Origin of the sequence: Neptunitalea chrysea, assembly GCF_027924145.1 — a bacterium.
Taxonomy (GTDB): Bacteria; Bacteroidota; Bacteroidia; order Flavobacteriales; family Flavobacteriaceae; genus Neptunitalea; species Neptunitalea chrysea.
The window spans coordinates 76584-99178 of record NZ_BRVP01000013.1; the positions used below are offsets into that span (position 1 = coordinate 76584).

24 protein-coding genes are annotated in these 22595 nt (G+C 35.9%); 14 read left to right on the forward strand and 10 right to left on the reverse strand.

What is annotated here, in order from left to right:
* Position 1: 1 nt before the first annotated feature.
* Genes NBRC110019_RS10530 through NBRC110019_RS10540 form a run of 3 tightly spaced genes read right to left on the reverse strand, consistent with a single transcriptional unit; the run spans position 2 to position 2045 of the window.
* Positions 2-1450: an MBOAT family O-acyltransferase gene (locus tag NBRC110019_RS10530; RefSeq protein WP_281754668.1), complete on the reverse strand. Its 1449-nt coding sequence runs from the start codon at positions 1448-1450 to the stop codon at positions 2-4.
* Positions 1451-1461: 11 nt separating this feature from the next.
* Entirely contained in the window at positions 1462-1905 is a 444-nt protein-coding gene (locus tag NBRC110019_RS10535; RefSeq protein ID WP_281754670.1) for a DUF8479 domain-containing protein, read from the reverse strand.
* Positions 1902-2045, reverse strand: a complete 144-nt coding sequence (locus NBRC110019_RS10540) for a hypothetical protein (protein ID WP_281754672.1) — start codon at positions 2043-2045, stop codon at positions 1902-1904. Before NBRC110019_RS10540 ends, NBRC110019_RS10535 begins: the two co-directional genes overlap by 4 nt.
* A gap of 177 nt (positions 2046-2222) precedes the next feature.
* On the opposite strand from NBRC110019_RS10540, the gene NBRC110019_RS10545 reads away from it, so the two are divergent.
* Together NBRC110019_RS10545 and NBRC110019_RS10550 are read left to right on the forward strand one after the other, a co-directional pair.
* Positions 2223-2837 carry a hypothetical protein gene (locus tag NBRC110019_RS10545; protein ID WP_281754675.1) on the forward strand — a complete coding sequence of 205 codons (615 nt, stop codon included), beginning with the start codon at positions 2223-2225 and terminating at the stop codon, positions 2835-2837.
* A 213-nt stretch (positions 2838-3050) separates the two neighbouring features.
* On the forward strand, positions 3051-3245 hold the full coding sequence (locus tag NBRC110019_RS10550; protein WP_281754676.1) for a hypothetical protein: 195 nt from the start codon (positions 3051-3053) through the stop codon (positions 3243-3245).
* A gap of 36 nt (positions 3246-3281) precedes the next feature.
* On the opposite strand, the gene lepB is transcribed toward NBRC110019_RS10550, so the two are convergent.
* The 5 genes from lepB to NBRC110019_RS10575 all read right to left on the reverse strand — a co-directional run bounded on the left by lepB (position 3282) and on the right by NBRC110019_RS10575 (position 6885).
* A complete protein-coding gene (gene lepB / locus NBRC110019_RS10555; RefSeq protein ID WP_281754678.1) occupies positions 3282-3938 on the reverse strand; it encodes a signal peptidase I in 657 nt (218 codons plus the stop codon).
* 84 nt (positions 3939-4022) lie between these two features.
* Complete coding sequence (locus NBRC110019_RS10560) at positions 4023-4658, reverse strand: hypothetical protein (RefSeq protein WP_281754680.1); 636 nt, start codon at positions 4656-4658, stop codon at positions 4023-4025.
* Positions 4659-4692: 34 nt separating this feature from the next.
* Entirely contained in the window at positions 4693-5505 is an 813-nt protein-coding gene (locus tag NBRC110019_RS10565; RefSeq protein WP_281754681.1) for a hypothetical protein, read from the reverse strand.
* Between the two features lie 83 nt (positions 5506-5588).
* Entirely contained in the window at positions 5589-5957 is a 369-nt protein-coding gene (locus NBRC110019_RS10570) for a hypothetical protein (protein ID WP_281754684.1), read from the reverse strand.
* Positions 5958-6189: 232 nt separating this feature from the next.
* On the reverse strand, positions 6190-6885 hold the full coding sequence (locus NBRC110019_RS10575) for a phospholipase D family protein (protein ID WP_281754686.1): 696 nt from the start codon (positions 6883-6885) through the stop codon (positions 6190-6192).
* Positions 6886-7261: 376 nt separating this feature from the next.
* Here NBRC110019_RS10575 and NBRC110019_RS10580 point away from each other — a divergent pair, with 376 nt between their 5' ends.
* From NBRC110019_RS10580 to NBRC110019_RS10630, 11 genes are all read left to right on the forward strand, one after another.
* On the forward strand, positions 7262-7660 hold the full coding sequence (locus tag NBRC110019_RS10580; protein WP_281754687.1) for a hypothetical protein: 399 nt from the start codon (positions 7262-7264) through the stop codon (positions 7658-7660).
* Positions 7623-8840, forward strand: coding sequence for a terminase large subunit domain-containing protein (locus NBRC110019_RS10585; RefSeq protein WP_281754690.1), 1218 nt, complete (start codon positions 7623-7625; stop codon positions 8838-8840). Before NBRC110019_RS10580 ends, NBRC110019_RS10585 begins: the two co-directional genes overlap by 38 nt.
* Positions 8841-9032: 192 nt before the next feature.
* On the forward strand, positions 9033-9671 hold the full coding sequence (locus NBRC110019_RS10590) for a hypothetical protein (RefSeq protein WP_281754692.1): 639 nt from the start codon (positions 9033-9035) through the stop codon (positions 9669-9671).
* The gene (locus NBRC110019_RS10595) at positions 9640-10074 is read left to right on the forward strand and encodes a hypothetical protein (protein ID WP_281754693.1); all 435 of its coding nucleotides are present in this window, start codon (positions 9640-9642) and stop codon (positions 10072-10074) included. Before NBRC110019_RS10590 ends, NBRC110019_RS10595 begins: the two co-directional genes overlap by 32 nt.
* The gene (locus NBRC110019_RS10600) at positions 10067-10540 is read left to right on the forward strand and encodes a hypothetical protein (protein ID WP_281754695.1); all 474 of its coding nucleotides are present in this window, start codon (positions 10067-10069) and stop codon (positions 10538-10540) included. The genes NBRC110019_RS10595 and NBRC110019_RS10600 overlap by 8 nt, the downstream gene beginning before the upstream one ends.
* A 218-nt stretch (positions 10541-10758) precedes the next feature.
* On the forward strand, positions 10759-11883 hold the full coding sequence (locus NBRC110019_RS10605) for a hypothetical protein (RefSeq protein ID WP_281754697.1): 1125 nt from the start codon (positions 10759-10761) through the stop codon (positions 11881-11883).
* Positions 11861-13891 carry a hypothetical protein gene (locus NBRC110019_RS10610; protein ID WP_281754699.1) on the forward strand — a complete coding sequence of 677 codons (2031 nt, stop codon included), beginning with the start codon at positions 11861-11863 and terminating at the stop codon, positions 13889-13891. Before NBRC110019_RS10605 ends, NBRC110019_RS10610 begins: the two co-directional genes overlap by 23 nt.
* A gap of 189 nt (positions 13892-14080) precedes the next feature.
* Positions 14081-14635, forward strand: a complete 555-nt coding sequence (locus NBRC110019_RS10615) for a hypothetical protein (protein ID WP_281754701.1) — start codon at positions 14081-14083, stop codon at positions 14633-14635.
* Between the two features lie 3 nt (positions 14636-14638).
* Positions 14639-17653: a coiled-coil domain-containing protein gene (locus tag NBRC110019_RS10620; protein ID WP_281754703.1), complete on the forward strand. Its 3015-nt coding sequence runs from the start codon at positions 14639-14641 to the stop codon at positions 17651-17653.
* Positions 17654-17918: 265 nt separating this feature from the next.
* On the forward strand, positions 17919-18176 hold the full coding sequence (locus NBRC110019_RS10625; protein WP_281754705.1) for a hypothetical protein: 258 nt from the start codon (positions 17919-17921) through the stop codon (positions 18174-18176).
* A 2-nt stretch (positions 18177-18178) separates the two neighbouring features.
* Positions 18179-18400, forward strand: coding sequence for a hypothetical protein (locus tag NBRC110019_RS10630; protein ID WP_281754707.1), 222 nt, complete (start codon positions 18179-18181; stop codon positions 18398-18400).
* A 159-nt stretch (positions 18401-18559) separates the two neighbouring features.
* Here the strand turns inward: NBRC110019_RS10630 and NBRC110019_RS10635 are convergent, their stop codons facing one another.
* Both NBRC110019_RS10635 and NBRC110019_RS10640 read right to left on the reverse strand, forming a co-directional pair.
* Positions 18560-19450 (reverse strand): hypothetical protein, encoded by an 891-nt coding sequence (locus NBRC110019_RS10635; RefSeq protein WP_281754709.1) that lies wholly within the window; start codon positions 19448-19450, stop codon positions 18560-18562.
* Between the two features lie 73 nt (positions 19451-19523).
* Positions 19524-19868 (reverse strand): mannan-binding lectin, encoded by a 345-nt coding sequence (locus NBRC110019_RS10640; protein WP_281754711.1) that lies wholly within the window; start codon positions 19866-19868, stop codon positions 19524-19526.
* Positions 19869-20418: 550 nt separating this feature from the next.
* On the opposite strand from NBRC110019_RS10640, the gene NBRC110019_RS10645 reads away from it, so the two are divergent.
* Entirely contained in the window at positions 20419-22416 is a 1998-nt protein-coding gene (locus NBRC110019_RS10645) for a hypothetical protein (RefSeq protein WP_281754713.1), read from the forward strand.
* Positions 22417-22595: the final 179 nt, after the last annotated feature.

Here is a 22595-nt window from a genome sequence, read left to right on the forward strand (position 1 = left end):
CCTAAAAATCAAAATAGATAAACTGTTGTTGTGCTCCGCTAAACCAGCAGATGGCTATAATAATTGTATAGTAAAATGCATAGCGTAGCGGTTTGTTCCATTGCACTCCTATGTGTTGCAATGGGTGTAAGGCACGCCTGCCATTCCATTCCACAAAAATTAAAAAAGCAATACCTCCTAAAAGATAAACGGCATTGGTGCGCATATCAAAATCGGGTACCGATATTAGTGAAGGCGACAGCATGCGACTGTAATACGCAAAGAGGTCGGTTATATTTTCGGCTCTAAATACAATCCAAAAAAGCGCTACTAATATAAATGTTCCTAACATTTGTAACAGTTCTGTAGCATTAGGTAACTTGCTGTTTTCTGCTACTGTAGTTAAATATTTTCTGTTGGTATTGGTAAGCAATAATGGTAAAAAGCATACGGCATGTAAAAAGCCCCATAAAATAAAAGTCCAGTTGGCGCCATGCCAAAAGCCACTCACTAAAAATATAATAAACGTATTTCTAACTGTTTGCCATTTATTACCGTAACTACCCCCTAGCGGAATGTATACATAATCTCTGAACCATGTGGTGAGCGATATATGCCACCTACGCCAAAACTCGGCTATGTTGCGAGAGAAGTAAGGGTAGGCAAAGTTCTGTTTCAGGTCAAAACCTAATAGGCGGGCAGTACCAATGGCAATGTCTGAATACCCCGAGAAATCTCCATAAATTTGAAAGGTGAAAAAGAAAGCCCCAAATACTAATGAACTTCCGTTGAGGTGTTCGTAGTTACCAAATATTTGGTTGGCAAAAAAGGCACAGTTATCGGCAATCACCATTTTTTTAAACAGTCCCCATAAAATTTGTCGTAACCCATCTGTAGCATTTTTATAAATAAACTTTCGGGGTTTAAAAAACTGAGGCAATAAATGACTTGCACGTTCAATAGGGCCTGCTACCAATTGCGGAAAGAAACTTACAAAGGCGGCAAACGCAACAATGTCTTTAGTGGGTTCTATTTTTTTGCGATATACATCTATCGTATAACTAAGTGTTTGAAAGGTGTAAAAGCTAATACCTACCGGTAAAATAATGTGTAAAGAACTAATATGTATAGGCACCCCTAAGAATGTAAAGGCTGTATTTACATTGTCTATAAAAAAGTTGAAATACTTAAAAAAGCCCAGCAGCCCTAAATTTATAAGAATACTTACCCATAGCAATAGTTTTCTTTTTTGGGTTTCATTGGTAGTATTTAATGCCAAACCAATACCGTAATCGGTAAGGGTACTGGCTATAATAAGCAATAGAAAATACGGATTCCACCAACCATAAAAAAAGTAACTGGCAACTACTATCAGGTAATTTTGCAATTTTAAATGATGGTTGGTAATGCCCCAGTATAAGGCAAATACAATAGGAAAAAACAGCGCAAAATCTATAGAGTTAAATAACATACCAGCTTGGTTTAATTATTTACTACAAATGGTACATCTTCAGGACGTATTTCTACAGTGGTGCCTAACACTCCGTTTTTATCGTAATAGTTGTAATTGAAAACCACCCCGTTGTCTCTAAATTTTTGGGTTTCCGAGTTGTTTTGTAGGTCGGCAATCATTTTACTTTTTAAATCATTCTGAATGAAATCAATTTGAAAATCGTCTTTGTTCAGATTAACCAGTGTATAACTGTAAAATATAGCATTCTCGTGAACCGCTACACTGTCTAGTCGGGTGGTTTTATTTACCGTCATAGGCAGTTCTTTACTATATTCTTCGGCCATGAGTTCCAACTCAGACTTTTCAGTTTCTTTAAAATACTTAAACCCCAAATAGGTAAGAGAGAAAAAAACAACAAACACTAGTATATTAATAAGGTTGTTACGTCGGGTTTGCGTTTCATCAATAATCATGGTGTACAGAATTTAGTTGGTACATCCAAAAGTAAAAAAGTATTGGTTACTAAATAGCTTCTGCTCGTTTTTTTCTCTTCATAAATATAGTTACTTAAATCTAATTCTTTTAGTGGTGGTGCATCGGTGTCTATCTCCATAGTTTTGCGCATGAATAAGGAGTGCTACGGTTTAAAAGAAGATATGTTGATACTACAAATATCCAAAAATTGTAAGAAAAATATAAATTATTTGTATGTTAATTGTTTTTTTTTAATATTGTTACGCAATAGCGTTATATTTAAATAAATCATTAACCAGTTAAACAAATTAAAATAATGAAAAAAATCGTAATCAAAAGTTTGGTGTTAATTGTACTTATCATGGGGTTCTCGTGTACTTCTGAAGAAGAGGTGGCGGCGAGAGAACAAAGCTCAATAGACTTAAAGAATATTACTATTGATTTTAGTAATGTTCGAGCTTTTAAGGAACTTTTATTATTCGACTACGAAGATGCTTCCGATATATCAAAAAAAATGAATTCTTCTTTGGTTACCCTTATAATGGATTCTAAGGATGTTATTAAGGAAAATGAAAAGGTGTCTGATATTTTTATAAACATTAGCATTTCAAATGGAAAGGCAGTTATTACAGAAATTACTCAAGCAAATGCAAACACTAAGAAGATAATTGCTTCCATTAAGCTTGATGATACTACTGGTGATTATCAGCAAAGAACCGCACCTTATGAAGATTATATGTGGAGCTGCCCTGGCGGTTATGAATTTATAGGTGGTTGTAGTAATTTAGGTGGTTCAGAAGAAATGGAAGGCTGTATTGGTTCTTATGCTGCCAGTTATTACAGCGCAAATCTTTCAGGTATCGGAGATTGTGCAAGCGTAATGGTGCACGTAGGTACTTTTTCAACACAAGTATGTGGGGCAACGTGTTAAATATTAATAGGTTGTGAATATTTTACAGAAGGAGCTTCTTAATGAAGCTCCTTTTTTGTTGCAAAATGTTACAATTTATATTTTGGTATAAGAGTGCTTTTTTAAGTCGATAATTATGCGTAATTTAAGGTTAATGACTTACTGTTGCGGAAGTTATTGAAAACCAGCTAATTAAAATATCAGGTAGACCTAAATATCTGAAGGGGAATGTTTATGAATACAATTTACAAACTGCTATTAGGACTATTTGTAGCCGGATTTTTTGCACTTATAAATGGTATATTAATAAAATACAATCATTATCAGGAGGCTACATCGGTAATAACTTTTGGAGTGTTACTGCAAATTATTTCCTTAGTAGGATTTCTATGCTATACAGTATTTAATAATCGTCACAAAACCTCGTAGAAGTTAAGTTGGGTAAGCAAGTAAGACGGTTGTTAGCTACTTAAATAGTATAGTACCTACGATATCATTTTTTGCAACGCAACCAAAGTAACGGGAGTCGCGTGAATTTTCACGGTTATCTCCTAATACAAAAACTGAATTTTCAGGTACTATATACGGACCAAAATTAACCAGTCCCCATGGTTTACCATATTTATTTTTCATGATTGGATTAGGTACATCTGGTATCGCTATTTCTGGTTCCCCTACAATTTTGTTTTCTTTTGCGGTAAGGCCTATAAATACCGAATCGTTACCTATGGGGTGCCCTTGGCGATATTCCATATCCGAAATACTATACAGTAAGTTTTTATGAATAATGTAGAAGTGTTTCACTTTAAAGTCTTTATCGTCTGGTGAATACTCGCCTACATATAAATTACTTTGGAAAATTTCGATGGTATCTCCCGGCATACCACATACACGTTGTACCATATTAGATGTAGAATCGGGCAACTTAAAAACCACAAAATCGTAGCGTTCCGGTTCTTTTAAATTGCTCGAAAAAACAATTTCACCCGGTAGCAAGTTAGGTGCACTACTAGAAGAAGATATGGTATAGATACTTAAAAAATGCAATTGCGTAACTAAAAAGTAGGCTGCAATAATACCCAAAACAATAAGTAACGACGATATAAAGTGCTGTTTTTTCAAAACTAGTAATTTTTTACTCGATAATCGAGATTAGGTATTCCGAGACCAAACTCGATTATAAATGTAATTTTCACAAAGTATATATTATACGATTCCATACATGAAAAATATGATAAAACCTACGATTATCCAAAGTAAACCAAATTCTAATTTACGCATAAGGTACCCTAAGTAAATCATGCTTCCAGCAGAAAGTAATTTTATGATTATTGCCCAAATGGGTATGGGTAATATGGTTTTAAAATAGGCTATTTCAATAAGCTGAGTTATCAGGCGAATAATTAAAAAGCTTCCCAGAAGTTTTAACAACACTGCTCCGTCATCAGTATGATAGTAGATGTGAAAGCGCGAAAATTTAATAGCGCCTGCAAGGAGTATAACTCCGGTTGTTAGGCATATATAAAACAACGGGGTAAGTACATAATTACTTAAATTCACATTAAAAAATACCAGTGTGGTAAAGTACTTGTATAGTAATACTAATGGCGTAACTATAAACGTGATTACAATAAATATTCTACTATATCGCTCACCATTTAGTCCGGGTATAAGCATGGTAATAAGAGCGAATAATGCAGATGCCGTAAGCGCCAAATAATTTAAGTAAGCACTAAAAAACTCAAACGGAGCCATAAGCTGCTGTATACCTATAGCTGACATTATAAATGTGCATGCTAGCAGTAACCAATTATAAAATTTGTTGGTATAGGTTGGTCTCATAATAACCGGTTTGTCCGTTTGAGTTGTTAGTATATTATTTAGTCATAAGACATTTTAAAATTTCACTAATAATTTTACCTTCTTTAAAATCTCTTTTAAAAGTAGCCACCCCCCTTTTAATAATAGGATGTTCACAAATTTGCTTCATTTCTTCCTCAGTTAGACTGGCTGTTATCGTATGCAAGTATTCTCCATATTCACTTACTTCTACTTCTATTTTTACATCCGGATTTTCAATAACGGTTCCATCGTCAAGCGTTAATGAAAAACCAGTTTTTCCTAGGGCAGATGTTTCTTCAGCAAATCGCATAAACAGAAAGTAAATGTTGCCGACGTCTGTATGGACCTTATCAAACTGAACTCCTCCTTTTATTTCTGCATGATACCAAATATCATCAGATAGTTCGGTGTCTTCTTTTATGTATTTACAATAGAAATCAGCTGGTAGATTTGGAATCTCAACAAACTCCAACTCAAAACTCGTTTCGTATTCTGGTTTATAATTATAATACATTGTACCCAGTTCATTATTAGTTAGTATCAGGGTATATTGTACTCCATATGTACCTTCAATTTTATGGTAAGCTTTTACACTAAAGTGTTTACCAACTAGTAAATCATAAGAGGATGAAGTAGTAGTGCCTTTAACTTCCTTCAATACATTCACCTCATAGGTACCATCAATAAGTTCAGAATAAAAATTTTCATAGGCATATTTTTGAAACATAGGTTCTATAGCCTTTGGTTTTACAACGGCATTGTCAAACAAATACAGGTCATCAGCAGGAAACTGAGCAAAAGCCCCCATAGCGATACAACAAAAGATAAGAGATAGTAGTTTTTTCATTAAAGTTTTTTGTTTCTACTTGCTAAAGTAGTAGTAACAAAAAACTGTTTGTTGTGGTAAACCGTAAGTAGGTAAAAAAGTTCTTAATATTTATCGGGAGTAAGTGTAATGGTGGTAATAATTTCTCCGTTTCGGTCATAAAACACATAGTTTACGGTAACATTACCCAATGCTTTAAAATCTTTAAGGTCGCTATTATCGGTTTTCGGAGAAGCAAATTCTTTTTGTAGCATTATTGAAAACTCCTCGGTGTTAATTACTTTTTTAACCACATCTATAGTAGCGTGGTAACTTATCTCATTAGTTCCAGTAATGGTAACACTATCTAAAAATTTGGTTCTGCTTTGGGCAAGTTCGGTATTGGCTTTGGCTACCGTTTTTTCTAACTCAGAAGTACAAGCCGTAAGGGTAATAACCAGTGTTAGCATTATAAAAGCAGACCATTTTTTCATAGGGATGTTGTTATGGAATTTTAAATAATTTATACAGGACCTTGTTATCATCCGAAAGATATAACAAGGTATCATGTTGCACAAGAAAAGTAGCTTTTTTAAAATATTTTTTGGTTTTATCAGGTAAGTGATTTTCTATAAGTGTGTTTTTTTAGCTACTGTAACTTCAGGTAATTTGGTTACCGGAAGAGTTGTAAATGCCAATGCTTGGCGTTGATAGTTAAGGTATTAATTATTTAGTATAGCAAGAATAGCATTCTGGTTTTTCCATTGATGTATTTGAGTATTCGCCACAAGAATGACAAATACTTTCCGGGAAATTAAAATTTTCATAGATACTCCAAGTACTATAACAATCATAACAGAAAGGACGCTCAACATCGTGTTTTATTTGGTCTCCACATCTTATGCAGTAACCATTTTTACTTTTGGTTTTTCGCTGATAAGTTGGTTCCGGTTCGAAAAGCCTATTCAATAGTGATTTTTTCTTGGTTTTAGATGTTTCTTGCTTCGCATTCTGAATTATAGATTGCGTTTCGTTAAGAGCGTCGGTAAAAATTTTCTTATCGTTCAGTCTATTTATATATATTCCCATTTCTCTATTGTTTCGCTCTGAAAACTCATACATATTCATAGATGTAATAACCATTTCATTTTCGTTAAAATAGCATTTAGCATGTAAGTTTTCATAAAAATAAAGTTGTACGTTTTTTAGCTTATTAATATATTCCCATTCTTCTGGTTTTAGTGCATTTTTACCATAAATTATTTTTATAGCTACCTTTCTATTTGCGGCATCCAAAAGACGCTCGTATAGGTTTTTTGAAATTTGCAAATAAGGAGATACCAGAACTAGGAATTTTTGAGCATTGATTATAATCTTTTCAATATTATTAGATGTGCCAATAGTTGTTAGAAACTCTGCCATGTTATAAATAGAAATAAGTTTAAGTTATATACTTCAAATGTATAAAAATTCTCCAAAATGGTATTTGTTATAATGGAATAAAAAACAAAATACGAAAAAATATTTCGTATTTTAAAAAAAATGGTATCTTTGTAGCACAATTAAGAAGTGTTTCAGCTCTTTTTAGAGTGGATAGAGAAAAAATATTTCGTATTTAATTTAAAATACTAAAAGTAGTACGTGAGCTACTAGTGCGATTCTGAATCAAGTTCAGAATGACGGAAGTGAATATGCGATAGCATACAAACCGATATTTCTTAGCAATAAAATCACATCACCTGTAATGCATAACAATAAAAAAGAAGTGATTACTGGCAATCCCGATCAGGTACACACCTTGCAAGAATGGATGATAGAAGGCATGCCCGATTTTGAAATGGTCAACCGTGCCATGCAGCAGTGGTGTATCAATAGGGCAACGGCACGTGAGTATTTACGACAAGCCTACCGCAATTGGAAAACCGATAAGGAAATTGAACTAGAGAACCGCCGTAATGCGAAGATTGCCGAGCTGCAACAGCTAAAGTACACTATGAAAGAGGAGTATGCAGGTACACCCAATGGTATACGCGCCATTTTGTCTATAGAAAAGGAGATTATGCGGTTAAGCGGACTCGATGTGCAGAAGGTAGATGTTACTAGCGATGGTAAAAGTGTTCAATATATGCCTATTTGGGGCACGGTAGATCCTATTTTAGATGAAGATACAACAGACCACAGCAGCAAAGAAGATTGATGGCATGACGCACCGTATTAGGGTATTGCAGGGCGGACAAGGGGCTAGTAAAACCTTTACAGTGTTGCTAAAGCTTATTGACCAGTGTATTAGTCGGCCGGGTACTTCGGCAACGGTGTTTCAGGCAGAATTAACCAAAATGAAGCGTACTGTAATACGTGATTTTATGGGTATTATGCGAGCCACCGGTAACTGGATTAAACAGGAATGGAACGGCAGTGCTTCTACCTATAGTTTTAGTAACGGCAGTTACCTGGAATTTATGGGGCTAAAGGAGTCGGATATTGGTAAGGGATTCCGTAGAGATATGGTCTATTTTAATGAGGCGAACCGAGGAATTACGTTTGAGGCGTATCAGCAAATTGCCTCAAGGGCAAAACTTATATTTATAGATTTTAACCCCGACCGTGAGTTTTGGGTGCATAAAGAAGTATTGCCTTATGAAGATGCTGAATATTTGCAACTTACCTTTATGGATAACGAGGCAATTGACCCGCAGGAGCGCGCTAATATTTTAGGGTATAAGGTAAAAGGATTTGTACAACCCAATTTGGAGGAGTACGATGTAAAGAGTAACATTCGGTCGGCGTATTGGGCTAATAAATGGAGGGTGTACGGACTAGGTGAAACGGGAATTCTGGAAGGGCAAATTTACCAATGGCGGGTGATAGACGGCTTACCTCCAGAAGCGGAACTCCTTAGTTACGGACTCGATTTTGGGTATAATGATCCTACGGTATTGGTAGAGCTGTACAAATGGAACGAGGGGTACATTGTAAACCAACGACTGTGGAAAGAGAAATTAGATTCGGATATTTTAAAACAGGAGGTACTCAGTTTACATCTAAAACGAACTATTCCTATAAAAGCAGATGGGGCCAGACCCGAGTTAATAGCCACTTTAAAAAAAGCAGGACTCGCCATTGAGTCGGTCGATAAGCGTAATAAAAATGATCGAATTCTATTGCTTTCTGCCGAAACTATTTGGGTAACCCGTAGTTCGGTAGAGTTAATAAAGGAAAAAGACAATTATGTATGGAAAAACAGAGGAGAAAACGGTTATGAAGATAGTCCGGTTGAGTTTGACGACCACGGAATGGATGCCACTCTCTATGCTGCCGATAAGGTAATTATCCGCTTTAAACCCAAACGCCAATGGGGACGGAGTAGGGCGGTGTAGCCCCCTAACCCCCAATGGGGAATTTTACGAAGTAGGATGATGAATGATTCATAATTTTGAATTGGTATTATGGTTATCAGTATAATTACAAAATATCCTCACTTTAAATATTTCTTAAAGTTACCTAAAGGTAGCTCCCAATATTTCCAAGAAACCAACTAACAGGGTTTCATTTTTCAATACGTTTAAAACATGTCCTTATACCAAGGCATTTTAAAAAAGTTACAACGTAAGCGGGTGTTTACGGTGGATACTGTTTTTACCCATATTCCTAAAATGGGGGAGTATGCCCTGTTGCCGCAAGATGTTAAAACCTTTGTAGACAGTATTATTAGTACTGGACTCAAGAGCAACCCTGAGTTACGACGTGGACGAAAAAAGATACTCCCATTACAACAAGATTTTTGGCAAGTATCCTATGAAACCGTTGTGCTATTACGCGAGGCGGTACAGGAAATGCAATTAGAAGAGGTGTTTCAATTAGTATATGGCATTTCTGAAAAGGAGTTTCTGAAACTGGAACTGTTTAACGCTTTTGCTTGCTACCAGTGGATTACCGATCAGTTAGTGGAAATGGCTACCATTGAGCAAAATTGCTTGGGAGGCGAGCCTACACTCGATGAAAAAAATGCCGGAGTAGAAGAACTGGGACAGTTTGGCTACGCCAACAATTTAGACACGCTTGCCGGAGGCGATATATTAAAATACGATGCAATACTTCTAAAACCATATGCAATTGTCTTTAGGAAACTGTATATGGAAAAAGTTAAACAAGACATACATAAAAAGTACTTGGATTATGTTAGTAGAAAAGCTAAAAGAAATAGCTAGTGCCCGTGGCATGAGCTTTCAGATGGGCGATGAACATTGGCAAAATTTACTGGATGTAGCCGATGATGCCAATAAGCCTTTTGCAGAAAAAGTGGTGCACATGCTATTGTTTTCAGAAAAAGAGGCAACCGCTTACGGAACCTTTGGGACGGAAAAGGAAACTTACTCGGCAGTGTTTTTGCTGGCGGTTAAAAGCGCCATGACCGATCCTGATTTCGATTATAAGTACGAGGCATACATTCAGCCACTAAAGTTATTGGCAAAGAGTATAGAGAAAGAAGAGTTTACCATGTGTGAAAACTTGGTGCTTACCAATTACAGTATTGAAGGTTGGCGAGAAAATTATTTAGATGCCAATGTAGATTGTGTAGAGGTACATATAACGGCTGAATATTATGGATAGTAACTTACAACCTTTGTTTACCAAATATGCAGAACGACTCATAGCCTACATTAAAGAGGTGTATGTGGCCAATAATATTATTGCTACGGGAGATTATGGAAATAGTTTGGTGCCAGAACTTTCTGAGACCGGATTTATGATTAAACAGGCTATTTACGGTAAGGTAATAGACGGCGGAAGAAGTGCTGGAAAACGACCTTCAATACCTAGTATTATGCGTTGGTTAGAAAACAAAAAAGGATTGCCTCCGAGTATGTTACGTGATAAACGCCGTACGGCTTTTGCTATTGCTAATAAAATAGCAAAAGAAGGTATTAAAGTACCCAACCAATACAATCCCGGAAACTTGATTACCAATGTAGTCAATAACTTTTTAGCAAAGGATATGTATGATTTGATAGGGGAGTTAGAAAGCTATTATAAAGGAAAAATGAAATCAAGGATGAAGAGGGCTATAGCTCCCTAGCCCCAAAGGGGGAATTTAGAGTTAAGGATAATTCTAAATTGGGAGCGCCGTAACCCGTGAGATTTGTTCAGGGTCTCATCTGAGTAAGTCAAGTAGTATGTAAGCTACTAGTTTGATTCTGAACTGAATTCGGAATAACGATTACGTTCAGTTTTGAAGGAATTCAAAATTCATCATTCAAAATAATAATTCCCCATTTGGGATTTACAGAAAAAACCATGGCAATAACCATTTATAAAGAACCACAGGGTACCATCCTTCCGGCATATAACAATGCCATTTTGGAGTTTGGTCCCGATACGGGTACGGCCGCCAGGGCCTTGGTAACTGTGGGCGATTATACCTTTGAATTATCACCTAATGAAGGCGTGTTTTATATCAACCTAAAAGAGGTGATTACCTTACTTTTTAATCAGAATGCGTTTGCAGATACCGTTGTGGTAGATGTTGCAAGTAACTATGTGTTCCCCGATGCTAATCTGTATCTAGAACAGGAGATCAATCTAAAAGTTATTCTATATAACGGAGATACTTTTACCAATACCAGAACTTATGCTTTTCTAAAGTCGGTACAGCAACAAATACATCCGCTGTATACAGTAGATGAGACCTTACAACTGCTGACGCCCAGTACCGATTCAGCTAAATATATAACCTATTTTGAAGGACAACCTTTTGATGTTTCAATATACGCCAATGCAGCCCAAGAGGTGACCTTAACGCATGTGGCTAATGGTACTACGTTAACCATTAATGTATTAAAAGGGGTAAATCGACTCTTTTTATCGAGCGGAGAAAGTACGCAGGGATTTGAAGCGGTTTTTCCGTTGTACTATGGAATCAATCAAATAGAATTAACTACTACTACGGCAGGGTTGGTAGGTACGTTGTTTGTAACTAAAAAAGAAGTGAACTGTGGAGTGTACCTGAAGTGGTTAAATGCCTCGGGCGGATGGTCGTACTGGCGTTTTAAACCCTACTATGAGGAAACCTTAAAAACCAAAACACTTAATACCATCAACAACGATTTTTACAACCTGGAAGAAGCACAAAGCGGAACGTTTTCTACTGGAAAAGAAGCTGAGGTAAGTCTCAAAATAAGTTCCGGATTTTTATCGGAGGAGGAGAAAAGGGTGGTGGCAACCTTGTTTAGTTCGCCCAAAGTATATTATTATCACAATAACCCCGAGCAGGCGTTTAGTTTAACCGACTGGAAAGAGGTAGAAATAGCACAGGGTTCGTATATGGTTAATAATACACGTTTACGTAAAACAGAGTTCAGGCCGGTAATTACCATGCCTATGCAATATACACAGACCTATGCAGGTGGAAGTATTTTTTGATGAGCAACGACTAGATATAGATGACTCTACCAAGATATCGGAGAGCAAACAGGTTAATGATTTTTTTGATATTGTAGATAGGCAAACCAGTTACACCAATACGTTTAAGCTGCCTAAAACGGAACGTAATCGTAAAATTTTTGGCGGACACGCGATACCAGGAACTACCTCGTTGGTACCTTACCGTTTGCACAAGGTGAGTATCTATAGAGATGGACTCCCAACAGTGTTAGACGGAACGGGATATTTAAAACAAACGACCAATTCGTATAACTTGTATGTGTATAGCGATGTAGTGAACTTGTTTGATACGGTAGCTGATAAAAAATTGGCCAACCTTAATTTGGCAATGTATAACCATACACTAAAACAGGAGACGTTTTTAAGTTCGTTTGATAATACAGAAGGATATATTTACCCGATTGCAGATTATGGTAAACTAGATAACGGTGTGGTAGAATGGAATTATACCGTGCCTGCCATGTATGTAAAATCGTTGTGGAACCGTATTTTTCAGGAGGCCGGATTTACCTATGAATACAAGGGAAGAGTACCAGCTGTAGACAACCCATTTAATCCGTTTATTACGGCAGAATGGGATGAGCTGGCTATTACCATTAATGAAGGGTTTAGTAATGATTTGGATAGTAATGCCGAGGAGCACATCTTACAGTTATACAGATCGGGTACGGTAGAGCGCTCACAACTTACCTATGTAAATATATTTGGGGTGAGGGTAGTGGTACAAAAGTTAGATGGCGATGTGACCGATTACCTTAAGTTTACCACCGAAATTGATTCTAAAGGGGTGCATCGGGTAGCAAATTCGCAACAATACAACCGATCGCGTATTCGTATTAAGGAAGATGGTTTTTATAAATTAAACATTACAGGGCAACTGTATAATAGTTTTACGGAAGGTCTTTCTATGTATGTAGAAAAAAATGGCATCAACCTGCTTACGGTAATTGAGGGAGTAACAGATGATGTATCAGATTTATCATTATCGGAACGTTTATACCTGAAAGAAGGAGATGAGTTGTTTCTTAAAATTGTAGCCACTTCTAAAGAGCATGAGATTCTGTATACTTATACAATAAATCTCGATTTGTATACAGATAATATGACGGTAGCGGTTAACTTCAGTTCCTATTTTGATGACATTAGTCAGAAGGAGTTTATTAAAGATATTATGTGGCAATTTGGGTTACTATGCAGACGTAAAGGCACGGTGTATGAGTTTATTTCGGTAGAAGAGTTGTTATCGCCCATGGCATATTATAGTGGGTATACAGTGGCGCCTCAAGAGATCTATGTAGATTGGTCCGATAAGCTGCATAGTGTGGTGTCATTAGACACACAACTAGGTAGTTATGCTAAGAGTAATGTGTTTTTGTATCAGTATACCGATAGCAATGCTACTTTTGCGAATGGTCGTATTAAGGTAGATGACGATACGTTGGATGCTGAGAAGGAACTGATTCAGCGAATTTACAATGCACCTGCCAGCACCACTACTTTGTATAACGATTACCGACTACGGTCTATCCCTCTATACCAAAAAGAGTATGAAGACGATGGTACACTAAAAGAGGTGAAAAAGGTAAAGTTGAAATCGTTTTTAATTCGAGTACAAAAGTCGGAAGGAATTTTAAAGTATAAACAATCAGATGCCGATAATTACTATAGTATCAACAGAGAGTTGCCTTATGCCACTTTTACAGAGTTGGATTGGAATTTCATTATTCCAGAACGTTATGCAGCATTTGGGAATATGCTTAATTACGGACAAAAATACACGGTAAACCTACTGATTAATGTAAGTGACATCAATCAATTAGATTTCTTTAAACTGGTGTATATAAAACAATTGGGAAGTTTGTTTTACATCAATAAAATAAGCAATTACACAGGTGAAGGTTTTACCAAAGCAGAACTCATACGGGTAAGAAGTACCGAGCGCCTAAGTCAGTTTAGTGATGATTTTAGCGCTGATTTTAGTTCGTAGTCCCCTAACCCCCTTTATGATTCTAAATTTTGAATTACAAAACTCGTCATTCTGAACTCGTTTCAGAATCTCACTGGTAGCTCACATAATGCGTGGTTCGTTCATCAGAGTAAGTAACATTAAACGTTGAACCTTGAATAAACAGAAGCTTTCTAACCACTAATATTTCTACACTAAACAACACATAAAATGGCATTAAAAACACGCGATGAAATAGAGTCGTTAATACATAATAATATTTACGACAACAACAATAAAGAGATTCTTGCAGCTATGGTACGCGAGGTACTCATAGAGATGCGCGAGTCGTATTTTAACCTAAAGGATGATACCTTGAACACACTAGTCTATAGTGGATCTACCACCTTAGAAGACATGTTTGCCGCATCGGCAAATGTACCACCTTTATGGGGTAGTACAGGTTGGTTCAACATTAGCAGTAATCATAACGAAACCAGTATATCTGCCTATTCGGGGGGTAGTGGTATAGTGTCTAGTGCAACTATAGACGCACAATCTGGAGCCAATGTAATTACTATTTCAAGTTCGGTAGCTTTAACCAACCGTAAAGTAATGGTACAATTGTGTTATAACGGTGTTGCAAATTCTGCAAACTTTACATATAGTCCGGTTGTTTGGACTGCGGGCGAAATCATAAAAGTATTTCTAAGGGAAGGGAATTCTACCCAGCAAAATCTACGTTTAGAGGTATTTGCATTTTCTGTCGATACATCAACCACTTAAACCATGGATCAGGTAAAACTACTAAGTCTAGATATAGACGTAAACAAATTATTGGCAAAGGCAACGGAGGCCGAAAAGAATTTGAAATTACTTAGAGCAGATGCCGAAGCCCTAAAATTAGAACTCGCCAATGGGGCGCAAACCATAGCCCAATATAATTCTATGTTGGTACAATTGGCGGCACAGGCACAGTATAGTACAGAACGGTTTTCAGTAATGAAACAAGAGTTGGTACTTTTAAATCAGCAATATGCCAATCTTCATAATGCCCTATTGAAGCTTAATAATACCATCATTTTAGAGGTGTCTAGTTATAAAACTTCGGTACAGTTACTTATGGCTTATAATAATGCATTGCAAACACAAGCTTCTGCAGTTGATTCGGCAACAGGAGGTATGGTAATCATGAACGTAGAGGTAACAAATCTTATTAAGAGGTATCAGGTGTTTGTGAATGAAGAGCAGAACCTGGCAACCGCTATAGAAGACACCAATACAAAGCTAGAGGCTCAAACTGATAATTTAAAAGAAACAGGTACTGCTTTAGATGAGAAAAAGGAGAAGGAGGAAAGTTTAGCAGATGCTATACGCTCTACAGTATCGGTTTCTAATGAATTTAACGAGTCTTTAGAAAAAGAAATAGCGCTTATTCCGGGGGTTACTACCAAATTATCATTGTCTGCAGATGGTTTAAAAAAATATGCAGAAAAACAAAAGGATGCGGTAAAAGCCTCAAAAAACACATCGGCAGGATTGAAACGATTTAAAATAGCGCTTATTTCTACTGGGATAGGAGTTCTTATTGCAGCTCTGGGAATGCTGGCTTCTGCTTTGCAAACATCGCAACAGTTTACGGATGCTTTTAATAAAGTATTGGCTCCGTTACAAGGAGCCTTTAAAGGGATTATACTGGTTATACAGGATTTAGCTTCTAACATCGTCAATATTGCTAAGGGAGCATTTGGTCAGTTTAAAGATAATTTTACCATTCTTAAAAATAGTTTTTTAAATGGTGTAGATTCGATGCGTCTTTTATGGAATAAGTTTACAGGAGATCAGGAGGAAGTTACAGAAATTCAAGATCGAATAAAAGTAAGACAGCAAGAAATTACCGATGCTATAAATAGAACTGTAGAAAGAGGGAAGGCTGTTGTTGATAAGTATAAAGAGTACGGAAAAACAATAACTGACGCGGCAAATAATCAGGCTAAAATAAATGATTTGACTGTTGCTCTGGAAGAGAAACAGAACGACATGATCTTAACAAGAGATAAATTAACCCATCAGATTAATGAACAAAAAAAGATTGCAGAAGATGTTAATAAAACCGAGTCTGAACGAAAAGCCGCAGCCGAAAAAGCCTATGAGTTATCTCAAAAACTAGTAGCCGAAGAGAAAAGTCTCCTACAATTAAAAAAGGAGAAAAAAGAGCTTGAAATAAAGGTTAATGGTACGAGTAGAGAAGCTCAAAATGAATTGAATCAATTAAAAGTTGAAGAAAATAATTTGACTAGAAAAGGAAATGACCTTGAAGAGACAAAGTCGAATAAGCTTAAGGAAATTTCTAAAAGTGAACGTAAACAACTACAAAAAGCTAAAGAAGCTATTATTAAAGCAGACAAAGAGGAACTTGAATTGTATGAAGCCAAGGAAGGAAGCAAACGTAAAACGTTAGATGAAACGATTGTGTATGAGAATACCGTATCAGCAAAGCGTACTAATATCTTAAAAAAGGAACTGGCTATAGGTAAGATTTCCCAAACGAAATACAATACAGAGATTGAGAATCTTAAAAATGAGCATGACAAAAATATTGTAGATGCCACAATTAAAAACACACAAGATAATATTGATTTATTCATTGCTCAAAATCAGTCTAAAATAGATAGTGAAACCCAACTTACAGAAGAGTTGGTAGCCGAAGAAGAAAAGCGTTTAAAAGATATTCACACCATGCAGACGGTAGCTTTAGAGCAACAGATGAAGGATGGCCTCATTTCTTATAAACAATTTCAAATAGACAAAATAGCTTTAGATAACGAGTACGAGGAAGATAGAAAGGAACTGGCAAATAGTTATGAGGAACAAAAAGAGGCTGATAAAGAAAAGGAAAAAGCCGATGCAGCAGCCAAACATAAGGCCGAGTACGAGACCAGCCTTGCTATGGAAACCAATGAATATGATCAAAAACGTTTAGTTGAAAATGAACGGTATTTTCAGGAGCAAGCGGAATTAGAAAAGCGTTATGAAAAAGGAGAGTTGACTAAGCAGCAGTATGATAAGATTAGTGAAAAAAACAGTGCTGAGCATAGTAAGATTATAAAGGGTATAGATGCTGAGGAGTATAACGCAAAATTAGATTTGGCTAAAGAAACATTGGGTAATGTAACCACGCTTTTAGGGGAAAATACGGCAGCCGGTAAAGCAGCTGGAATTGCACAGGCAACCATTAATACTTATCAGGGGATATCTGAAGTATGGAAGGCTCCGTCTTCTATGCCTGAACCTTTAAATACCATTTCAAAAGTTGCAGCTACTGGGGTTACCTTGGCAAGTGGTGTGGCAGCGGTTAAAAAAATAACTTCGGTAAAAACCCCAAAGGCAGAACAAGGTGCTGTGTTTGATATTGGCGGTAGACGTCACAGTAGTGGAGGGACTAAATTTTATGGGGAAGACGGTACCCGTTTTGAAGCTGAACAGGGCGAAAAAATGTTTGTACTAAGCCGCAGGGCTTCTGCTGCTGTGGCACCGTTGTTAAGTAGTATCAACCAGCGGTACGGTGGTGTTTCATTGTCGGGTACTTCGTCGTATTTGGCAGCAGGCGGACAAGTACTTCGGAACGCTTCGGTAGGTGCAGGTGCGCAAGGGGTACAAATAGATTATGATGCGCTGGCAGGAAGCATTGGCGAAAGTGTAGCCCAAGCCAACCAAAATTTACCCCGACCTGTAGTAACGGTTGAAGATATTAATATCGGGCAAAGTTCATACGCTCAGGTAGTTGGTGGGGCTAATATATAGCCCCTAACCCCAAAGGGGGAATGCGTACTCAGATGAAGTAATTAGTTTAAAGTTGATGGTTACTGGTTGTTAGAAAACCCCGTCGGTTCGAGTGAATTTCGTTAGAAATTTGTATCGAGAACAGGGAGTTTTCTTTGTTCTTATTCTCCCTTTGGGGGTTAGGGGGCTGTAGCTACTAGTGCGATTCTGAAACATGTTCAGAATGACGTTGTAACAGTCAACCGACAACTAGCAACTTAAACGTTAAACCTTGAATTAATAAAGAATGAAAAACAATATAAGAGCTATTATAGAAGGGTGGAGCAATTACTTTCAGGGTAGTGGTGCGGTTGCATTAGCTCAGGCATCAGAAAGGGCTACCATCTGCGCCGCTTGTCCCGATGCTAAATATGGCAAACATGCTGCCATATTACCCGATGCCCAATTGGGCGAAATACAAGGCCATTACTGTGGCGTTTGCAAATGTCCGTTAAGTACGGCGGTTAGGAGTTCGGGCTACCATTGCCCAAAAAACAAATGGTAAACATGTTATATACCAAGTTAAAACACCGATCTAAAACTATTAAAGAACTTACCTTACTAGGAGTAGTCTCTCCTAACTGGTTAAGAGATATCAGAATTTTTGAAAGCTTCCACGCACTACCAGAAGACTTGTGTGTGTATTGTAAATACGAGGTCATTGCCGACCAAGAAGGTATTAGCTCAGAGCGGGTGAAACACATTGTGTTAAAGTTGGGAAGGGAGTAGATGTTTAGTTGAGAGTTGATGGTTCAAAAATCAAGGCTCAAGGTTGCCGTCACACTAAATTTATTTTAGGGGATCATTTAAATGAGTAATCAATATATGTGTTATTTGTTTAATAGTGAGGTTTTTTCAGTGTGATAACAACCATCAACCTTAAATTGTTTACGCAGAAACAGAAATTTCAAAAGCTTCTTTAATAGCATTTACATAAGCCTGCATACCTGCTAGTATATCGTTAGGATAAGCATTTATAATAGCATCTAGTGTCCAGATGAACCCACCGCCAATGCAGGTTTCTCCTTTAAAGGCACTTAAATGTTCGGTTACTTGTTGTGGGGTACGATTTGTCCAATCTCCGGCTATAATAAATTTATCTGTATTAAAACCGGGGATTCCTTGCGTAATATAATGCTGCCAGTCTGCCGGATTATTATTCCCACCGCCATCATAGCATTGTAAATTCCACCACAGCACAGCCCCCGGATGTGATGTTTCAAGTGCTTGTAACGATTTTACCCAAAAGCTTTCATAGGTATATGGGCAAAACGTAATTTTAAATCCAATACCAATAAGCATTTGACAAAATGCTACAAAAGAAGGCTCATCATAGGTTTCTTCACAGTCCATATCAATTATGCTAATGGTTGGAAACACCTCTTTAAAAACCGTAAAATTTTTCTCTAAAGCCGTACCAGAAAAAGAATTTCCGTTAGTATTGTAAATGTTCATTAGGGTAGCGTAATCTTTCACACCGCCGCCGCCTATAGAAGCACAAACGGTAGTAAGATCACCAGCAGGCATGGAGTTCACCATTTCTGGCCAAGTTTTATCACCTACATATTCACCATTGGTAATAATAAGAGTATTGTTAAAAACAATATCCCCGTAACTTTGTCCGGGTACCTCGGGTCTTCCTATATGGTACAATCCTAAAATAGCGGTAGTAAAACCAGATTTTTGTGCACCGGCTATAATATCTTTAACCGAAGGGGTGCTGTTTGAAGGGTATATAGCGCCTTCAACATAAAAAGGTATGTTTAATTCTGTTGACATAATTAGTGGGTTTTAAGTAGATATGAATAATAACTATCAGGGAGCGTACTCCCCGATAGTCTGGTATGGTACATTAAAATTTGTACTCAATTTCAATAACACTCATTTTACCTTCAACAATGGTATTCCATTGCCCAGTAAAAGTAGCTCCGTAAGAGGCAGCAATAGCCGGACCTACTTGTTGAGCTTCCTCGTTACTCCATAACGGACCTGCAATAACGGTCGTTTTATAGCTGTTAGATCCGTCTTGTTTTACAGGTAATTCAACCTCTATAACACTCATTTGACTATCTACAACAGTGTTCCATTGCCCTGTCCATTTTCCTTCATGGGCAGCAGCTACTTTAGGTGCTTTTACATTGGCATCCTCTTGATTCCAAATAGGACCTGCCGGAATGTTTACTTTAAATGTTGACATAATTGTATTTTTTTTATTTGATACCTACTCTATTTACAGATTTTCAGTTTCCTCTGATTAGTTTTAAGAAATTTTAGCTAGTATAATGGATATCCATTTCTTAAGTGCTTTGTAAAAGTATTTCATACAAAACCGTAATACCTACCCCAAAAGGGGTATTCCGTAAAATACCCCTTACAGATTAACTATAGATGAGTAGGGATGTTATTTGAAAATGAGGGAATGAGTAACTTCTTAATTTACAGAGCTTTTAGGTTGAGTGATTTACTCAATACTTGAGATTAAATGCTAAATCTAATGGTAAAGGTGTTATTTGAATTCTTAATGGGTAAAACCGGCTTCCCTGAATTTAGTTCAGAATGACCTGACCTAGCCGTCATGTCAAGTGGTTTATCGCAGGTAAATTGTATCAAGACTAGAGACGGTATGCAGGTGTAAAATCTTTCTTGAGATATGAGATATTTATACAAAACAGTTTGTTTTTTTTGCTCGGTAATTGTTTTAAATCTTTGATTATTTATATTTGTTTGTAAAACAACAAAAATCATTAATGAACAAAGATAAAGATAGAGCTATAGCTTATAGTCTATTAGCTTATATTCGTAACTCAGGTACACTTATAAAAGGTCCTCTGGATATATTTAAACCTCTTGTTAAAAGGGCTATTTCTATTATGAATCACAGAGGTATTTATCAAGGTGAAAGTATAATTGAAATAAAGAAAGAATTTGATGAAATTTTTGATATTGATATACCAATTCCTGTCCTTCGAGGTATCCTTGAGCAAATAGCAAATGAAGTGAACGTATCATCGGAAAAAGAGTCATTTGTTCTCTTTCAAGATGGATCGTTTAGTATATCTGAGTATACTTTTTATGATCACGAGGAAACAATTAAACAGAAACAGGAAGAAATAGATCGTATCGAAATTTTGTTTAAGAAATTTTGTGAATCATCAGATATTGAGACATCCAGTACTTCTACAATTTTTAGTTTTATAGAAAAAAACAAGTTTGAGCTTTCAAAATATTTTTCAAGTGAAATAAATAATACTAATGTAGACGATTATACAGCAGAAGCTCAGTTTATTAGGTTTTTTAGGAAAATCCCTGAATTATACAGTCAAATAAAGGATATATACATAGGTTCAATTATATCAGGATATATACTCTATAATCCAAATGAGACGAATATAAATATTGAATTGCTATTTGATACCAATTTTATTATAGGTCTTTTGGATTTGAATACGCCTGAATCACATCATACATGTAATACGCTAATAGAATTAGCCAAAAAGCAAAATTATAAAATACGTATTCTAAAGGATACAATTGAAGAAACTAAAAATTTATTAGATCAGAAAGCTAAAAATTTTGATTCAAATTTTTTATATAAAAGTGTTTTTAAAGAAGATATTTATAATGCTTGTTATAGAAAAAAATTAAAAAAGAATGATCTTGAAAGAATATCAGATAACCTTGAAGTTTTGATTAATAATTTAGGAATAGCAATTATAAATGATGTAAAAACAAAGAATGAAGCTAAATTTTCAGAAGAATATAAGCGATTAAAAGAGATTAGAAGTAATTCAATTTCGGCATTGCATGATGCAACAGCAATACACTATGTGCGTAAAGTTAGAAAAGGTAAGATCAAGGAGTTTGAAAAGGTTAATTGCTGGTTTGTAAATAATAACACAAGTAAAAATGATGCTCTTTTTTTGGAAAGAGACGGTTATCAACCTGAGTTGATTAATGCTGATGATTTACTTAATATATTGTGGTTAAGTAATCCGCAAACTAAGCTTAAAATTAATTTAGATGATTTAGCGGATATAGGTCTTACTTCTTCGATTAGCATAACATTAAATAAGAATTTACCCAAAGCTAAAATTATAAAGGAGTTAGATGATAATATTCATAAATATGCATCTGAAGAATTAAGTGATTCAGATATTATTAGGATTGCAACAAGAATAACAAATAATCAATTAAAGGATATTAAAGAATTAAATGATTTGGTCAAAGATGAAAAGGAGGGATTTGTTAAGCGTTTGACTATAGAAGCAAATAAGCAGAAATTACTTGAAGAACAGATAGCTAGTAGATTTGAAGGAGTTATTAAGGAATTGTCAAAAAGGTCTGATGAACTATTTGAATCAAAAAAGATAATTGAGGGTGAGGATAATTCTAAGAACTCAAAGATAGAAGCTCTTCAAAATAGAAATAACATTCTGATTGAGAAAATGGTAAATAATAAGATGAAAAAATGGAAACGTCAAAGCATTTTTATTATGTTAATATTATTGTCTTTTCCTATTTCAATATTTATAATTTTTTATTTTAATACAAATAATGATTTAGACAATACAATAAAAAAAGTTATGAATTTTGATAACCAACCATTATTGAAATTATGTTTTGTAATATTAAGTCCTTTATTAAATATTTTTGGTTTAAAATTAGTCTATGACAGATATTTTAATCATTCTAATATAAATAATAAACTTTCTCAAGTAAAAAGAGACTTAGAAAAGCATAATTGAAGTTAAAAATTTTCTTGATTTTAGAAGCTAGAAAATGAGCTGCTAGTGCGATGCTGAAACAAGTCCAGCATGACGTACCTGCAAACCCTTGAACATTAGCCTAAAGGATTTTCCAGCAACCTTCAACTAACAACGTTCAACTAAATACCCCATCTGAGTAAGCATTCCCGCTTTGTGGG

What these genes read in the sequence shown, in the direction of transcription:
- NBRC110019_RS10530 (WP_281754668.1), bottom strand. Translation starts at nt 1,450, where the DNA reads ATGTTATTTAACTCTATAGATTTTGCGCTGTTTTTTCCTATTGTATTT.
- NBRC110019_RS10535 (WP_281754670.1), bottom strand. Translation starts at nt 1,905, where the DNA reads ATGATTATTGATGAAACGCAAACCCGACGTAACAACCTTATTAATATA.
- NBRC110019_RS10540 (WP_281754672.1), bottom strand. Translation starts at nt 2,045, where the DNA reads ATGGAGATAGACACCGATGCACCACCACTAAAAGAATTAGATTTAAGT.
- NBRC110019_RS10545 (WP_281754675.1), top strand. Translation starts at nt 2,223, where the DNA reads ATGAAAAAAATCGTAATCAAAAGTTTGGTGTTAATTGTACTTATCATG.
- NBRC110019_RS10550 (WP_281754676.1), top strand. Translation starts at nt 3,051, where the DNA reads ATGAATACAATTTACAAACTGCTATTAGGACTATTTGTAGCCGGATTT.
- NBRC110019_RS10560 (WP_281754680.1), bottom strand. Translation starts at nt 4,658, where the DNA reads ATGAGACCAACCTATACCAACAAATTTTATAATTGGTTACTGCTAGCA.
- NBRC110019_RS10565 (WP_281754681.1), bottom strand. Translation starts at nt 5,505, where the DNA reads ATGAAAAAACTACTATCTCTTATCTTTTGTTGTATCGCTATGGGGGCT.
- NBRC110019_RS10570 (WP_281754684.1), bottom strand. Translation starts at nt 5,957, where the DNA reads ATGAAAAAATGGTCTGCTTTTATAATGCTAACACTGGTTATTACCCTT.
- NBRC110019_RS10575 (WP_281754686.1), bottom strand. Translation starts at nt 6,885, where the DNA reads ATGGCAGAGTTTCTAACAACTATTGGCACATCTAATAATATTGAAAAG.
- NBRC110019_RS10585 (WP_281754690.1), top strand. Translation starts at nt 7,623, where the DNA reads ATGAAGATACAACAGACCACAGCAGCAAAGAAGATTGATGGCATGACG.
- NBRC110019_RS10590 (WP_281754692.1), top strand. Translation starts at nt 9,033, where the DNA reads ATGTCCTTATACCAAGGCATTTTAAAAAAGTTACAACGTAAGCGGGTG.
- NBRC110019_RS10595 (WP_281754693.1), top strand. Translation starts at nt 9,640, where the DNA reads ATGTTAGTAGAAAAGCTAAAAGAAATAGCTAGTGCCCGTGGCATGAGC.
- NBRC110019_RS10600 (WP_281754695.1), top strand. Translation starts at nt 10,067, where the DNA reads ATGGATAGTAACTTACAACCTTTGTTTACCAAATATGCAGAACGACTC.
- NBRC110019_RS10605 (WP_281754697.1), top strand. Translation starts at nt 10,759, where the DNA reads ATGGCAATAACCATTTATAAAGAACCACAGGGTACCATCCTTCCGGCA.
- NBRC110019_RS10610 (WP_281754699.1), top strand. Translation starts at nt 11,861, where the DNA reads ATGCAGGTGGAAGTATTTTTTGATGAGCAACGACTAGATATAGATGAC.
- NBRC110019_RS10615 (WP_281754701.1), top strand. Translation starts at nt 14,081, where the DNA reads ATGGCATTAAAAACACGCGATGAAATAGAGTCGTTAATACATAATAAT.
- NBRC110019_RS10620 (WP_281754703.1), top strand. Translation starts at nt 14,639, where the DNA reads ATGGATCAGGTAAAACTACTAAGTCTAGATATAGACGTAAACAAATTA.
- NBRC110019_RS10625 (WP_281754705.1), top strand. Translation starts at nt 17,919, where the DNA reads ATGAAAAACAATATAAGAGCTATTATAGAAGGGTGGAGCAATTACTTT.
- NBRC110019_RS10630 (WP_281754707.1), top strand. Translation starts at nt 18,179, where the DNA reads ATGTTATATACCAAGTTAAAACACCGATCTAAAACTATTAAAGAACTT.
- NBRC110019_RS10635 (WP_281754709.1), bottom strand. Translation starts at nt 19,450, where the DNA reads ATGTCAACAGAATTAAACATACCTTTTTATGTTGAAGGCGCTATATAC.
- NBRC110019_RS10640 (WP_281754711.1), bottom strand. Translation starts at nt 19,868, where the DNA reads ATGTCAACATTTAAAGTAAACATTCCGGCAGGTCCTATTTGGAATCAA.
- NBRC110019_RS10645 (WP_281754713.1), top strand. Translation starts at nt 20,419, where the DNA reads ATGAACAAAGATAAAGATAGAGCTATAGCTTATAGTCTATTAGCTTAT.